Source organism: Azoarcus indigens (assembly GCF_004361735.1).
GTDB lineage: Bacteria > Pseudomonadota > Gammaproteobacteria > Burkholderiales > Rhodocyclaceae > Azoarcus > Azoarcus indigens.
In genome coordinates this window covers 96,534-108,463 of the sequence record NZ_SNVV01000006.1, presented here as the reverse complement: position 1 = coordinate 108,463, position 11,930 = coordinate 96,534, and the positions used below count along the sequence as shown (strand labels likewise).

The window sequence follows — 11,930 nt, the reverse complement described above, 5'->3', positions numbered from 1 at the left end:
ACATGGAAACCAAAGCCGTTCTCCGTGGCGTGCGCCTGTCGGCCCAGAAGGGCCGTCTGGTTGCCGACCTGGTGCGGGGCAAGTCGGTCGACCAAGCTCTGAACATCCTCGCTTTCTCTCCCAAGCGTGGTGCAAAGATCATCCGCAAGGTTGTCGAATCCGCTATCGCGAATGCCGAGCACAACGACGGTGCCGACATTGATGCGCTGAAGGTCAAGACGATCTACGTGGAAGAGGGTGCGACGCTGAAGCGTTTCACTGCTCGCGCAAAGGGCCGGGGCAACCGCATTCTCAAGCCCACCTGCCACATCTACGTGTCTGTCGGCGAGTAAGGAGTATTCATGGGTCAGAAAATTCATCCCACCGGATTCCGTCTCGCTGTCACGCGCGATTGGGGTTCCCGCTGGTTTGCTTCCAGCCAGGATTTCTCGAAGATGCTGCACGAGGATCTCAAGGTCCGCGACTACCTGAAGAAGCGCCTGGCGCACGCTTCGGTTGGCCGTGTAATCATCGAGCGTCCGGCCAAGAATGCGCGCGTCACGCTCTACAGTGCGCGTCCGGGTGTCGTTATCGGCAAGAAGGGCGAGGACATCGAAGCGCTGAAGCGCGATCTGCAGAAGATCGTCGGTGTGCCGGTTCATGTGAACATCGAGGAAGTGCGTAAGCCTGAAATCGATGCCAAGCTGATCGCGGACTCCATCGCCCAGCAGCTCGAGAAGCGCATCATGTTCCGTCGCGCCATGAAGCGTGCGATGCAGAACGCCATGCGTCTTGGCGCCCAAGGCATCAAGATCATGAGTTCCGGTCGCCTGAATGGCGCCGAGATCGCTCGTACCGAGTGGTATCGCGAAGGTCGCGTGCCGCTGCACACCCTGCGCGCCAACATCGACTACGGTGTTTCCGAGGCGCATACGACCTATGGTGTGATTGGCATCAAGGTCTGGGTTTTCAAAGGCGAAATGCTTGGTCGCAACGAGCAGCCGGTGGCTGCCGAGCCTGAAGCCGACAATCGCCGTGGTCGCCGGGGTGCCCCGCGTGACGGCGAAGGCCGTCCGGGTCGCCGTCCTGCCCGCCGGGGTGGCGACGGCCAGGGCCGGCAAGAAGAAAGCAGGAGTGAATAATGCTGCAGCCCTCGAGAAGAAAGTATCGGAAGGAGCAGAAGGGCCGTAACACCGGGCTTGCTACGCGCGGTGCCAAGGTCAGCTTCGGCGAGTACGGGCTCAAGGCGGTGGGCCGTGGTCGGCTGACTGCGCGCCAGATTGAGTCTGCGCGTCGCGCGATGACCCGCCACATCAAGCGGGGCGGTCGGATCTGGATCCGGATTTTCCCGGACAAGCCGATCTCCAAGAAGCCCGCTGAGGTTCGGATGGGTAACGGTAAGGGCAACCCCGAGTACTGGGTCGCTGAGATCCAGCCCGGCAAGGTGCTCTACGAAATGGATGGCGTGGACGAAGCGCTCGCGCGTGAGGCATTCCGGCTTGCAGCCGCTAAGCTTCCGCTGGAGACGGTGTTCGTTACTCGCCAAGTGGGGTAAGCATGAAAGCGAGTGAACTCCGCGCCAAGGGCGCAGAAGAACTGAACCAGGAGTTGCTTGAGTTGTTGAAGGCCCAGTTCTCGCTGCGGATGCAGCTGGCGACTCAGCAACTTAGCAACACGAGTCAACTCGGGAAGGTGCGTCGCGACATCGCGCGTGTCCGGACCATCCTGCGCGAGAAGGCGGGTCAGCAATGAGCGAGCAGCAAGTTCAGAAGGTTCGCCGCGCCCTGGTGGGGCGTGTGGTCAGCGACAAGATGGATAAAACGGTGACCGTTCTGGTTGAGCGGCGCGTCAAGCACCCTCTGTACAGCAAGATCATTACCCGCTCTGCCAAATACCATGCTCACGTCGAGAATGGCGAGGCAGTGCAGGGTGATCTGGTGGAAATCGAGGAGTGCCGTCCGCTCTCCCGTACCAAGACCTGGCGTGTGACCCGGGTCGTTGAGAAGGCCCGCGTGATCTGAATTCGGGATCGCGAGCCGGTATTTGAAAACAGCTTGGCGCTGCGGCGTCAAGCTGTTATACTTTTAAATCTTTGCTCCGGTGCTCGCTCGGGGCATTCCACCCTGACGGGTTCCAAGACTGACCGCGGTGCGGGATAAGTTGGAGATAAATTCATGATTCAAATGCAGTCCAGGCTGGATGTCGCCGATAACACCGGTGCGCGTTCGGTTATGTGCATCAAGGTGCTCGGTGGTTCCAAGCGCCGTTATGCCGGCATTGGCGACATCATCAAGGTCACCATCAAGGATGCCGCGCCGCGTGGTCGTGTGAAGAAGGGCGACGTTTATAACGCCGTCGTTGTTCGTACCGCCAAGGGTGTGCGTCGCCCCGATGGTTCGCTGGTGAAGTTCGACAACAACGCCGCGGTTCTCCTGAACAACAAGCTCGAGCCGATCGGTACCCGTATCTTCGGGCCGGTTACTCGTGAGCTGCGCTCCGAGCGGTTCATGAAGATCGTCTCGCTGGCGCCTGAAGTGCTCTGAGGAGTCGGTAGATGAACAAGATCCGCAAGGGTGACGAAGTCATTGTGCTGGCTGGCAAAGATCGCGGTCGCCGCGGTACGGTGCTGCGCCGCGTGGATGACGAGCATGTCGTGGTCGAGGGCGTGAATCGCGTCAAGAAGCACGTTCGTCCGAATCCGCTCAAGGGCGAAGTCGGTGGCATCGTCGAGAAGGACATGCCTATCCATATTTCCAATGTCGCGCTGTTCAATCCGGCGTCCCAGAAGGGCGATCGCGTCGGGGTGAAGGTGCTTGAGGATGGCCGCAAGGTCCGCGTCTTCAAGTCGAACGGCGAGCTGGTTGATGCCTAAGGAGTAACGATGGCTCGCTTGCAACAGTTCTACAAGGATTCTGTGGTTCCCGATCTGCAAAAGCAGTTCGGCTACAAGTCCGTCATGGAAGTGCCGCGCATCACCAAGATCACTCTGAACATGGGTGTGGGTGAGGCGGTTGGTGACAAGAAGGTGCTGGAGAACGCGATCGGCGACATGACCAAGATTGCTGGTCAGAAGCCGGTGTCGACGAAGGCGCGTAAGTCCATCGCGGGCTTCAAGATCCGTGAAGGCTACCCGATTGGTTGCATGGTGACCCTGCGCGGTCCCCAGATGTTCGAGTTTCTGGATCGTCTGATTACCATCGCTCTGCCGCGAGTGCGTGACTTCCGCGGTATTGCTGCGAAGGGCTTCGACGGCCGTGGCAACTACAACCTGGGCGTTAAAGAGCAGATCATCTTCCCGGAAATCGAGTACGACAAGATCGATGCGCTGCGCGGGATGAACATCAGCATCACCACGACCGCGAAGAATGACCAGGAAGCCCGTGCCCTGCTCGGCGCTTTCAAGTTCCCGTTCAAGAATTGAGGCTGACATGGCGAAACTCGCTCTGATCAATCGTGAAGAGAAGCGTCGCAAGCTGGTTGAGAAGTTTGCCGCCAAGCGTGCTGCGCTGATCGCTCAGATCAAGGACACGAAACTGTCCGACGAAGAACGCATGTCTGCGCGCCTGGCGCTGCAGCAGCTCCCGCGCAACGCCAGTCCGTCTCGTCAGCGCAACCGGTGCAGCCTGACCGGCCGTCCGCGTGGGGTGTTCCGCAAGTTCGGTCTGTGCCGTAACAAGCTGCGTGAAATTGCTTTCCGCGGCGAAGTTCCTGGCATGACCAAGGCGAGCTGGTAAGGAGAATTCAAAGATGAGTATGTCCGATCCGATCGCCGACATGCTGACGCGCATCCGCAACGGGCAACAGGCCCAGAAGGTGAGCGTGAGCATGCCCTCCTCGAAGCTCAAGGTGGCGATCGCCAAGGTGCTGAAGGATGAGGGTTACATCGATGACTTTTCGGTGCGGGAAGAGAGCGGCAAGGCTGCGCTCGATGTCGCGCTGAAGTACTACGCCGGCCGGCCTGTGATTGAGCGCATCGAGCGCGTCAGCCGCCCTGGTCTGCGAGTGTACAAGGGGAGCAACGATCTGCCGCGCGTCATGAACGGCCTGGGCGTTGCCATTGTTTCCACGCCCAAGGGCGTGATGACCGATCGTGCCGCCCGCGCTAGCCGGGTTGGTGGCGAAGTCATCTGCCTGGTCGCCTAAGGGGAGCGCAATGTCTCGTGTAGCGAAGAATCCGGTCGCGATCCCGAAGGGCGTTGAAGTCACCATCTCCGCCGCTGAGATCGCGATCAAAGGGCCGCTGGGTACGCTGCGCCAGTCCATTCATCCTGCTGTTAGCGTGGAGAAGGATGGTGAGGCCATCGTTTGCAAGGCAAAGGACGGCGCGGATAACGCCCGTGCGATGTCCGGTACCGTTCGTGCCTTGGTGAATAACATGGTGAACGGCGTGACCAAGGGTTTTGAGCGCAAGCTCACGCTGGTTGGCGTTGGTTACCGTGCCCAGGCTCAAGGTGACAAGCTGAATCTTTCGCTGGGTTTCTCCCATCCGGTGGTGCATCAGATGCCCGCCGGCGTGAAGGTTGAGACGCCCTCCCAGACCGAAGTCGTGATCAAGGGTATCGACAAGCAGCAGGTCGGTCAGGTCGCGGCCGAGGTGCGGGCCTACCGCTCTCCCGAACCCTACAAGGGCAAGGGCGTCCGTTATTCGGATGAGGTGGTGGTGCTCAAGGAAACCAAGAAGAAGTAAGGCGGTTCGTCATGAACAAGAAAGAAACTCGTCTTCGCCGTGCGCGCAAAACCCGCGCCAAGCTCGCGGAGCTCAAGGCGGTACGCCTCGCCGTGTTCCGTTCCAACAGCCACATCTACGCGCAGGTGATTTCCGGTTGCGGTTCCCGCGTCCTGGCTGCCGCGTCGACCGTGGAGCCTGCCGTCCGTGCGCAGGTCGCCAACGGTGGCAACAAGCAAGCGGCCGAAGTGGTCGGCAAATTGATTGCCGAGCGCGCCAAGGCTGCCGGGATCGAGACGGTCGCGTTCGACCGCTCGGGCTTCCTGTATCACGGCCGCGTGAAGGCGCTGGCTGAGGCTGCCCGCGAAGGCGGTCTGAAGTTCTAAGCGAGGATTCGTATGGCTAAGCAGCAAACCAAACGCGCGCAGGCCTCCGAGGAGCGCGATGACGGTCTTCGCGAGAAGATGGTTGCGATCAACCGCGTCACCAAGGTGGTGAAGGGCGGTCGTATCCTCGGCTTCGCGGCACTGACCGTAGTGGGCGACGGTGACGGCGGAATCGGCATGGGCAAGGGCAAGTCCCGCGAAGTGCCGGTCGCCGTGCAAAAGGCGATGGACGAAGCTCGTCGCAAGATGACCAAGGTGGCGTTGAAGAACGGCACGCTGCAGCACACGGTTATCGGCAAGCATGGCGCCGCTTCGGTGCTGATGCAGCCGGCGCCTGGCGGTACCGGCATCATCGCTGGTGGTCCGATGCGCGCAGTGTTCGAAGTGATGGGTGTCACCGACATCATCTGCAAGTGCATTGGCTCGACCAATCCGTACAACGTCGTGCGTGCCACCATCAACGGCCTGCTGGCGATCAACACTCCGGCTGAGATTGCTGCCAAGCGCGGCAAGACAGTCGAAGAGATCCTGGGGTAAGCCATGTCCGACAAGAAGATCAAGGTCACGCTGGTCAAGAGCGTGATCGGCACCAAGCAGTCCCACCGCGCTACCGTGCGCGGTCTGGGTCTGCGTCGGCTCAACCACACGGTGGAGCTGATCGATACCCCGGCCGTCCGGGGCATGATCAACAAGGTGTCCTACCTGGTTAAGTGCGAGGGCTGAGATGCGCCTGAATACCATCAAACCCGGTGCCGGCTCCAAGTCGGCCCGTCGCCGTGTCGGTCGCGGCATGGGCAGCGGTCTGGGCAAGACCTGCGGTCGCGGCCACAAGGGTCAGAAATCCCGCGCTGGCGGTTTCCACAAGGTTGGCTTCGAAGGCGGTCAGATGCCTTTGCAGCGCCGCCTGCCGAAGCGGGGTTTCGTTTCGTTGACGCGTGACCGTAACGTCGAAGTGCGTCTGTCCGAACTGGCCAAGCTCCCGGTTGAAGAAGTCGATCTGCTGGTGTTGAAGCAGGCTGGCGTGATTCCTGCCGACGCGCTCTCCGCCAAGGTAGTGCTGTCCGGCGAGATTGCGAAGAAGGTGGTGCTGCGCGGCGTCGGGGCAACCCGAGGAGCGCGTGCCGCCATCGAGGCGGCCGGCGGCTCTTTCGCCGAGTAAGCAAGGGTAACGATTGTGGCGAATCCTGCAGCCACGCTGGGAAATACCGGGCGGTTCGGCGACCTCAAGCGTCGCCTGCTGTTCCTCGTGGGCGCGCTGATTGTTTATCGCATCGGCGCGCACATTCCGGTCCCCGGCATCGATCCCGAGCGATTGGCCGAACTCTTCCAGTCTCAGGCCGGCGGCATTCTCGGTGTATTCAACCTGTTCTCGGGTGGTGCGCTTTCGCGCTTTACCATTTTCGCCCTCGGGATCATGCCCTACATTTCTGCGTCGATCATCATGCAGCTGATGACGGTGGCTGTTCCGCAGTTGGAGGCGCTGAAGAAGGAGGGCGAGGCGGGACGTCGGAAGATAACGCAGTACACTCGCTACGGCACCTTGGTGCTGGCTTTGGCTCAGTCGCTCGGGATCGCTATCGCGCTCGAGGGCCAGCCCGGCTTGGTGCTGGATCCGGGCTTGCTGTTCCGTTTTGTGACCGTGGCGACGCTGGTTACCGGCACTATGTTCCTCATGTGGCTGGGTGAGCAGATCACTGAGCGCGGCGTGGGGAACGGGATTTCCATCATCATTTTCGCGGGCATTGCTGCAGGCCTGCCGAATGCGATCGGTGGTTTGTTCGAGCTGGTGAGAACGGGTGCGATGCATCCCTTCACTGCGCTGTTCATCTGCGTGCTGGTAGTTCTGGTGACGGGTTTCGTTGTGTTCGTTGAGCGCGGTCAGCGGAAAATCCTGGTGAACTATGCGAAGCGCCAGGTGGGGAACAAGATCTACGGTGGACAAAGTTCTCATCTGCCGTTGAAGCTGAATATGTCGGGAGTGATTCCGCCCATCTTCGCTTCGAGCATCATTCTGTTCCCGGCAACGCTGGGGCAGTGGTTTGGCTCTTCGGAAGGCATGTACTGGTTGCGGGACATCGCTTCCACTCTGTCTCCGGGGCAGCCTATCTACGTGATGCTGTACGCGCTGGCAATCGTCTTCTTCTGCTTTTTCTACACGGCGCTGGTTTTCAACGCCCGTGAGACGGCGGACAACCTGAAGAAGAGTGGTGCGTTCGTCCCTGGCATCCGGCCGGGTGATCAGACCGCTCGGTACATCGACAAGATTCTGATGCGGCTGACGCTGGCTGGTGCGGTCTATATCACGCTGGTGTGCCTGTTGCCGGAGTTCCTGATCCTCAAGTGGAACGTGCCGTTCTACTTCGGTGGGACATCGCTGCTGATCATCGTGGTGGTGACAATGGACTTCATGTCGCAGGTGCAGGCTTACGTGATGTCGCACCAGTACGAGAGTCTGTTGAAGAAGGCTAATTTCAAAGGTGCGGGACTCCCGATCAGGTAACCCATGGCCAAGGAAGACGTCATCGAGATGCAAGGGGAGGTCACGGAAAATCTTCCCAACGCAACGTTCAGGGTAAAGCTCGAAAACGGTCACATGGTGCTGGGGCACATCTCTGGAAAGATGCGGATGCACTACATCCGCATTCTCCCGGGAGACAAGGTGACGGTGCAGCTCACGCCTTATGACCTGACCAAGGGCCGGATCGTGTTCCGGACCAAGTGAATAAGTAGAGATACAGGAGCAAGAACATGCGAGTTCAAGCGTCAGTCAAGCGGCTCTGCCGCAACTGCAAGATCATTCGCCGTAAGGGTGTCGTGCGTGTCATCTGCACCGATCCCCGTCATAAGCAACGCCAGGGTTGATCTAGTCAATCCTCGGTATTAAAATTTAATGTTTCGCGTTTTGGGGTAAACGGATGGCCCGTATTGCTGGGGTAAACATTCCCAACCACAAGCATGCCGAGATTGCGCTGACCGCCATCTATGGGATCGGCCGTACGCGTGCTCAGAAAATCTGCGACGCAGCTGGCGTGGTTCGGTCGGCCAAGATCAAGGATCTGACCGAGTCCGACATGGAAAAGCTGCGTGACGAGGTTGGCCGCTTTGTGGTTGAAGGCGACCTGCGTCGTGAAGTCACCATGAACATCAAGCGTTTGATGGACCTCGGTTGCTACCGTGGTGTTCGTCATCGTCGCGGCCTGCCGGTGCGCGGTCAGCGCACCCAGACCAATGCGCGCACCCGTAAGGGCCCGCGCAAGGCAATCGCCGGCAAGAAGTGATAGGGACGAATAATGGCTAAGAGTGCAACGAAGGTCCGGAAGAAGGTCAAGAAGAACGTCGCGGAAGGTATCGCGCACGTTCACGCTAGCTTCAACAACACCATCATCACCATTACCGATCGTCAGGGCAATGCGCTGTCCTGGGCGACTTCCGGTGGTGCTGGCTTCAAGGGCTCGCGCAAGAGCACCCCGTTTGCGGCTCAGGTCGCGGCCGAGGCTGCTGGCAAGGCCGCGCAGGAGTGCGGCGTCAAGAATCTGGAAGTGCGGATCAAGGGGCCTGGTCCCGGCCGCGAATCCGCAGTGCGTGCGCTGAATGCGCTGGGGATGAAGATCTCCAGCATCACGGACATCACGCCGATCCCGCACAACGGCTGCCGTCCGCCGAAGAAGCGCCGTATCTGACAAGGAGTTGAAACGTGGCTCGTAATCTCGATCCCAAGTGCCGTCAGTGCCGTCGCGAGGGCGAAAAGCTGTTCCTGAAGGGTGAGAAGTGTTTCACCGACAAGTGTTCCGTTGAGCGTCGCGCGTATGCTCCTGGCCAGCATGGCCAGCGCTCGGGCCAGCGTCTGTCTGGCTACGGCGTGCAACTGCGTGAGAAGCAGAAGATCCGCCGTCTCTATGGCGTGCTGGAAGCTCAGTTCCGCAAGGTCTACGCCGAAGCCGATCGCCGTCGCGGTCAGACCGGTGAGAACCTCCTGCAATTGCTGGAAGGTCGCCTGGATTCGGTGGCTTATCGCATGGGTTTCGGTGCCTCCAGAGCAGAAGCTCGCCAAGTCGTGCGTCACAACGGTGTGCTGGTGAACGGCAAGCGGGTAAACATCCCGTCCTACACCGTACGTCCAGGCGACATCATCGAACTGTCCGATCGCGCCAAGGCGCATCTGCGAGTCAAGGCCGCTCTCGAGGCTGCCGAGTCCCGTGGGTTCCCCGAGTGGATTGAAGTTGATGCGAAGGCGGCCAAGGGTGTGTTCAAGGCCTATCCGCAGCGTGCGGAACTGCCTGCGACCATCAATGAAGGCCTGGTCGTGGAACTGTACTCCCGTTAATCGGGCGTGCTAAGTCTGTCCTAGTACCGAGGAACTGCTGATGCAAAGCAATGCACTGCTGAAACCGCGCATCATCGACGTCCAGAGCATTTCTCCTGTGCAGGCACGGGTGACGATGGAGCCGTTCGAGCGTGGCTTCGGACATACCCTGGGGAATGCGCTGCGGCGCATCCTCCTTTCCTCGCTGCCGGGTCATGCGGCGACGGAAGTGTCGATCGAAGGTGTGCTGCACGAGTACTCCACGCTCGACGGCATGCGCGAAGACATCGTCGACCTGCTGTTGAATCTCAAGGGCGTGGTGCTCAAGCTGCATAACCGCAGCGAAACGGTGCTGCGTCTGGCCAAGTCGGGCGAAGGCGTCGTCAAGGCGGGGGATATCGAGATCGGGCACGATGTCGAAATCATCAATCCGGAGCACGTCATTGCGCACTTGGCGCCGGGCGGCAAGCTTGATCTGCAGATCAAGGTCGAGGAAGGCCGGGGTTATGTCCCCGGCAATGCTCGCCCCGTCAGCGGCGAGAGCAAGACCATCGGTCGCATCATGCTGGACGCTTCGTTCAGCCCGGTGCGCCGGGTGAGCTACCTGGTTGAAAGCGCCCGTGTGGAGCAACGTACTGATCTGGACCGTCTGGTGATCGACATCGAGACCAACGGTGCGGTGGATCCTGAAGAAGCCATCCGTTACGCCGCTCGCGTGTTGATGGACCAACTTTCCGTGTTCGCCGATCTGGAAGGTACTCCGGCCTCGGTGGAGCCGCCCAAGCAACAGTCCATTGACCCGGTGCTGCTGCGCCCGGTTGATGATCTGGAACTGACTGTTCGTTCGGCGAATTGCCTGAAGGCCGAGAACATCTACTACATCGGCGATCTCATTCAGCGCACGGAAACCGAGCTGCTGAAGACCCCCAATCTGGGTCGGAAGTCGCTGAACGAGATCAAGGAAGTGCTGGCCTCCCGCGGCCTCACCCTTGGCATGAAACTGGAAAACTGGCCGCCGGCCGGGCTCGAGAAGCTCGGTTGACCGGCGGGAAGTGAGGAAAAGAAATGCGTCACCGCAACGGTCTTCGCAAGCTTAACCGGACCAGCAGCCACCGTCAGGCGATGTTCCGGAACATGGCCAACGCGCTTCTGCGCCACGAAGTCATCAAGACCACTCTGCCCAAGGCCAAGGAACTGCGGCGCGTGGTAGAGCCGATGATCACTCTGGGTAAAAAGCCCAGCCTGTCCAATCGCCGTCTGGCTTTCAACCGTCTGCGCGACCGCGACATGGTCGTCAAGCTGTTCGACGAGCTGGGCCCGCGCTACGCTAGCCGCAACGGTGGCTACCTGCGCATCCTAAAGTTCGGTTTCCGCGACGGCGACAATGCGCCGATGGCGCTGGTCGAACTGCTGGATCGTCCGGAAGGCGAGGCGGTTGATCAGGCAGCCGCTGCTGCGTGATTGGCGTAAGCAAACCGCTTGAATGAAGAAAGGTCGGGGACTCCCGGCCTTTTTTTATTTCTGCAACGAATTTTTTCCAGATGCAGCGTAATTCAGTTCAGGAGAAATCGATGGCGCGGATATTGGTAACCGGTGCGGCGGGCTACATCGGATCCCACACGTGTCTGGAGTTGCTCCAGGCAGGTTTTGAGGTTGTGGCGCTGGATGACCTGTCAAACAGCAGCCCGGTGGCTCTGGAGCGGGTGGCTGCGCTCGCCGACAAGCAGTTTGCTGCGGTACATATCTGCGACGTTAGGGATGAACAGGCCTTGCGCGGGATCTTTGCGGAAGCGGCTATCGACGCAGTGATCCACTTCGCAGCCAAGAAGGCGGTCGGAGAGTCGGTTCGGCTGCCATTGGCCTATTACGAGAACAATTTGGGCGGGGTGCTGGCACTGACCCGGGTGATGGGCGAATTCGGCGTGAAGCGCCTGGTATTCAGTTCGTCGGCGACGGTTTACGGCGATCCGGCGAGTGTTCCGATCAAAGAGGACTTTCCCACGTCGGCGACCAATCCCTACGGGCGCACGAAGCTGATGAGTGAGGAGATTCTGCGCGATGTCGGAGTTGCCGACCCCGAATGGAAAATCGTGCTGCTGCGCTACTTCAATCCGGTAGGGGCGCATGAGAGCGGGCAGATCGGCGAGGACCCCAACGGTCTGCCAAACAATCTCATGCCCTACGTCAGCCAGGTGGCGGTCGGTCGTCTGAAGGAACTGCACGTGTTCGGTGGCGATTACCCTACGCCCGATGGCACCGGCGTGCGGGATTACATCCACGTTGTGGACCTTGCCCAGGGGCATGTGGCCGCACTGCAGCGGATGAAGGATCTGTCCACTGTAACGACGCTGAACCTGGGGACGGGCCGTGGTTATAGTGTGCTCGAGGTAGTCGAGGCTTTCAGTTCGGCTTCCGGCCGGCAGGTGCCTTACCGCATCGTAGATCGGCGCGCGGGTGATGTGGCTGAGTGCTGGGCGGATCCGGCTTTTGCCGCCAAGGTGCTGGGCTGGCGGGCCCAACGGGGACTGACCGAGATGTGCGCGGACTCCTGGCGGTGGCAGAGCGCCAACCCCGAGGGCTATCCGAAGTCCTGACG

The 11,930-nt window shown here is 60.1% G+C and carries 24 protein-coding genes; all 24 read left to right on the top strand.

The window, feature by feature from the left end; translation table 11 throughout:
- The first annotated feature begins 2 nt into the window (after positions 1-2).
- Positions 3-332, top strand: coding sequence for a 50S ribosomal protein L22 (gene rplV, locus C7389_RS08880; protein WP_133590468.1), 330 nt, complete (start codon positions 3-5; stop codon positions 330-332).
- A gap of 9 nt (positions 333-341) precedes the next feature.
- Positions 342-1,121, top strand: coding sequence for a 30S ribosomal protein S3 (rpsC, locus tag C7389_RS08875; protein WP_133590466.1), 780 nt, complete (start codon positions 342-344; stop codon positions 1,119-1,121).
- Positions 1,121-1,534, top strand: coding sequence for a 50S ribosomal protein L16 (gene rplP / locus C7389_RS08870; RefSeq protein WP_133590464.1), 414 nt, complete (start codon positions 1,121-1,123; stop codon positions 1,532-1,534). The genes rpsC and rplP overlap by 1 nt, the downstream gene beginning before the upstream one ends.
- A 2-nt stretch (positions 1,535-1,536) precedes the next feature.
- The gene (rpmC, locus tag C7389_RS08865) at positions 1,537-1,731 is read left to right on the top strand and encodes a 50S ribosomal protein L29 (protein ID WP_133590462.1); all 195 of its coding nucleotides are present in this window, start codon (positions 1,537-1,539) and stop codon (positions 1,729-1,731) included.
- Positions 1,728-2,000 carry a 30S ribosomal protein S17 gene (rpsQ, locus tag C7389_RS08860; protein ID WP_133590460.1) on the top strand — a complete coding sequence of 91 codons (273 nt, stop codon included), beginning with the start codon at positions 1,728-1,730 and terminating at the stop codon, positions 1,998-2,000. The genes rpmC and rpsQ overlap by 4 nt, the downstream gene beginning before the upstream one ends.
- A gap of 153 nt (positions 2,001-2,153) precedes the next feature.
- Complete coding sequence (gene rplN / locus C7389_RS08855) at positions 2,154-2,522, top strand: 50S ribosomal protein L14 (protein WP_133590458.1); 369 nt, start codon at positions 2,154-2,156, stop codon at positions 2,520-2,522.
- Positions 2,523-2,533: 11 nt separating this feature from the next.
- Entirely contained in the window at positions 2,534-2,851 is a 318-nt protein-coding gene (gene rplX, locus C7389_RS08850) for a 50S ribosomal protein L24 (protein ID WP_133590456.1), read from the top strand.
- 9 nt (positions 2,852-2,860) lie between these two features.
- Positions 2,861-3,400, top strand: a complete 540-nt coding sequence (gene rplE / locus C7389_RS08845; RefSeq protein ID WP_133590454.1) for a 50S ribosomal protein L5 — start codon at positions 2,861-2,863, stop codon at positions 3,398-3,400.
- A gap of 7 nt (positions 3,401-3,407) precedes the next feature.
- Complete coding sequence (rpsN, locus tag C7389_RS08840; RefSeq protein WP_133590452.1) at positions 3,408-3,713, top strand: 30S ribosomal protein S14; 306 nt, start codon at positions 3,408-3,410, stop codon at positions 3,711-3,713.
- Positions 3,714-3,726: 13 nt separating this feature from the next.
- Positions 3,727-4,122, top strand: a complete 396-nt coding sequence (rpsH, locus tag C7389_RS08835) for a 30S ribosomal protein S8 (RefSeq protein WP_133590450.1) — start codon at positions 3,727-3,729, stop codon at positions 4,120-4,122.
- 10 nt (positions 4,123-4,132) lie between these two features.
- Entirely contained in the window at positions 4,133-4,666 is a 534-nt protein-coding gene (rplF, locus tag C7389_RS08830) for a 50S ribosomal protein L6 (protein ID WP_133590448.1), read from the top strand.
- A gap of 11 nt (positions 4,667-4,677) precedes the next feature.
- On the top strand, positions 4,678-5,031 hold the full coding sequence (gene rplR, locus C7389_RS08825; RefSeq protein ID WP_133590446.1) for a 50S ribosomal protein L18: 354 nt from the start codon (positions 4,678-4,680) through the stop codon (positions 5,029-5,031).
- 12 nt (positions 5,032-5,043) lie between these two features.
- Positions 5,044-5,568: a 30S ribosomal protein S5 gene (gene rpsE, locus C7389_RS08820; protein ID WP_133590444.1), complete on the top strand. Its 525-nt coding sequence runs from the start codon at positions 5,044-5,046 to the stop codon at positions 5,566-5,568.
- A gap of 3 nt (positions 5,569-5,571) precedes the next feature.
- A complete protein-coding gene (gene rpmD / locus C7389_RS08815) occupies positions 5,572-5,754 on the top strand; it encodes a 50S ribosomal protein L30 (protein WP_133590442.1) in 183 nt (60 codons plus the stop codon).
- 1 nt (position 5,755) lies between these two features.
- A complete protein-coding gene (rplO, locus tag C7389_RS08810; RefSeq protein ID WP_133590440.1) occupies positions 5,756-6,190 on the top strand; it encodes a 50S ribosomal protein L15 in 435 nt (144 codons plus the stop codon).
- Between the two features lie 15 nt (positions 6,191-6,205).
- On the top strand, positions 6,206-7,531 hold the full coding sequence (secY, locus tag C7389_RS08805) for a preprotein translocase subunit SecY (protein ID WP_133590438.1): 1,326 nt from the start codon (positions 6,206-6,208) through the stop codon (positions 7,529-7,531).
- Positions 7,532-7,534: 3 nt separating this feature from the next.
- On the top strand, positions 7,535-7,753 hold the full coding sequence (gene infA, locus C7389_RS08800; protein WP_011767119.1) for a translation initiation factor IF-1: 219 nt from the start codon (positions 7,535-7,537) through the stop codon (positions 7,751-7,753).
- Positions 7,754-7,779: 26 nt separating this feature from the next.
- Positions 7,780-7,893, top strand: coding sequence for a 50S ribosomal protein L36 (gene rpmJ / locus C7389_RS08795; protein ID WP_004258276.1), 114 nt, complete (start codon positions 7,780-7,782; stop codon positions 7,891-7,893).
- 53 nt (positions 7,894-7,946) lie between these two features.
- Positions 7,947-8,309, top strand: coding sequence for a 30S ribosomal protein S13 (rpsM, locus tag C7389_RS08790; RefSeq protein ID WP_133590436.1), 363 nt, complete (start codon positions 7,947-7,949; stop codon positions 8,307-8,309).
- A 12-nt stretch (positions 8,310-8,321) separates the two neighbouring features.
- A complete protein-coding gene (rpsK, locus tag C7389_RS08785) occupies positions 8,322-8,711 on the top strand; it encodes a 30S ribosomal protein S11 (RefSeq protein WP_133590434.1) in 390 nt (129 codons plus the stop codon).
- A 14-nt stretch (positions 8,712-8,725) separates the two neighbouring features.
- On the top strand, positions 8,726-9,355 hold the full coding sequence (rpsD, locus tag C7389_RS08780; RefSeq protein WP_133590432.1) for a 30S ribosomal protein S4: 630 nt from the start codon (positions 8,726-8,728) through the stop codon (positions 9,353-9,355).
- A gap of 40 nt (positions 9,356-9,395) precedes the next feature.
- Positions 9,396-10,376 carry a DNA-directed RNA polymerase subunit alpha gene (locus C7389_RS08775; RefSeq protein WP_133590430.1) on the top strand — a complete coding sequence of 327 codons (981 nt, stop codon included), beginning with the start codon at positions 9,396-9,398 and terminating at the stop codon, positions 10,374-10,376.
- Positions 10,377-10,399: 23 nt separating this feature from the next.
- Positions 10,400-10,795 carry a 50S ribosomal protein L17 gene (gene rplQ / locus C7389_RS08770; RefSeq protein ID WP_133590428.1) on the top strand — a complete coding sequence of 132 codons (396 nt, stop codon included), beginning with the start codon at positions 10,400-10,402 and terminating at the stop codon, positions 10,793-10,795.
- Between the two features lie 110 nt (positions 10,796-10,905).
- The gene (gene galE / locus C7389_RS08765; RefSeq protein ID WP_133590426.1) at positions 10,906-11,928 is read left to right on the top strand and encodes a UDP-glucose 4-epimerase GalE; all 1,023 of its coding nucleotides are present in this window, start codon (positions 10,906-10,908) and stop codon (positions 11,926-11,928) included.
- Positions 11,929-11,930: the final 2 nt, after the last annotated feature.

Coding starts and splice junctions, on each gene's coding strand:
- rplV (WP_133590468.1), top strand. CDS start 3: ATGGAAACCAAAGCCGTTCTCCGTGGCGTGCGCCTGTCGGCCCAGAAG.
- rpsC (WP_133590466.1), top strand. CDS start 342: ATGGGTCAGAAAATTCATCCCACCGGATTCCGTCTCGCTGTCACGCGC.
- rplP (WP_133590464.1), top strand. CDS start 1,121: ATGCTGCAGCCCTCGAGAAGAAAGTATCGGAAGGAGCAGAAGGGCCGT.
- rpmC (WP_133590462.1), top strand. CDS start 1,537: ATGAAAGCGAGTGAACTCCGCGCCAAGGGCGCAGAAGAACTGAACCAG.
- rpsQ (WP_133590460.1), top strand. CDS start 1,728: ATGAGCGAGCAGCAAGTTCAGAAGGTTCGCCGCGCCCTGGTGGGGCGT.
- rplN (WP_133590458.1), top strand. CDS start 2,154: ATGATTCAAATGCAGTCCAGGCTGGATGTCGCCGATAACACCGGTGCG.
- rplX (WP_133590456.1), top strand. CDS start 2,534: ATGAACAAGATCCGCAAGGGTGACGAAGTCATTGTGCTGGCTGGCAAA.
- rplE (WP_133590454.1), top strand. CDS start 2,861: ATGGCTCGCTTGCAACAGTTCTACAAGGATTCTGTGGTTCCCGATCTG.
- rpsN (WP_133590452.1), top strand. CDS start 3,408: ATGGCGAAACTCGCTCTGATCAATCGTGAAGAGAAGCGTCGCAAGCTG.
- rpsH (WP_133590450.1), top strand. CDS start 3,727: ATGAGTATGTCCGATCCGATCGCCGACATGCTGACGCGCATCCGCAAC.
- rplF (WP_133590448.1), top strand. CDS start 4,133: ATGTCTCGTGTAGCGAAGAATCCGGTCGCGATCCCGAAGGGCGTTGAA.
- rplR (WP_133590446.1), top strand. CDS start 4,678: ATGAACAAGAAAGAAACTCGTCTTCGCCGTGCGCGCAAAACCCGCGCC.
- rpsE (WP_133590444.1), top strand. CDS start 5,044: ATGGCTAAGCAGCAAACCAAACGCGCGCAGGCCTCCGAGGAGCGCGAT.
- rpmD (WP_133590442.1), top strand. CDS start 5,572: ATGTCCGACAAGAAGATCAAGGTCACGCTGGTCAAGAGCGTGATCGGC.
- rplO (WP_133590440.1), top strand. CDS start 5,756: ATGCGCCTGAATACCATCAAACCCGGTGCCGGCTCCAAGTCGGCCCGT.
- infA (WP_011767119.1), top strand. CDS start 7,535: ATGGCCAAGGAAGACGTCATCGAGATGCAAGGGGAGGTCACGGAAAAT.
- rpmJ (WP_004258276.1), top strand. CDS start 7,780: ATGCGAGTTCAAGCGTCAGTCAAGCGGCTCTGCCGCAACTGCAAGATC.
- rpsM (WP_133590436.1), top strand. CDS start 7,947: ATGGCCCGTATTGCTGGGGTAAACATTCCCAACCACAAGCATGCCGAG.
- rpsK (WP_133590434.1), top strand. CDS start 8,322: ATGGCTAAGAGTGCAACGAAGGTCCGGAAGAAGGTCAAGAAGAACGTC.
- C7389_RS08775 (WP_133590430.1), top strand. CDS start 9,396: ATGCAAAGCAATGCACTGCTGAAACCGCGCATCATCGACGTCCAGAGC.
- rplQ (WP_133590428.1), top strand. CDS start 10,400: ATGCGTCACCGCAACGGTCTTCGCAAGCTTAACCGGACCAGCAGCCAC.
- galE (WP_133590426.1), top strand. CDS start 10,906: ATGGCGCGGATATTGGTAACCGGTGCGGCGGGCTACATCGGATCCCAC.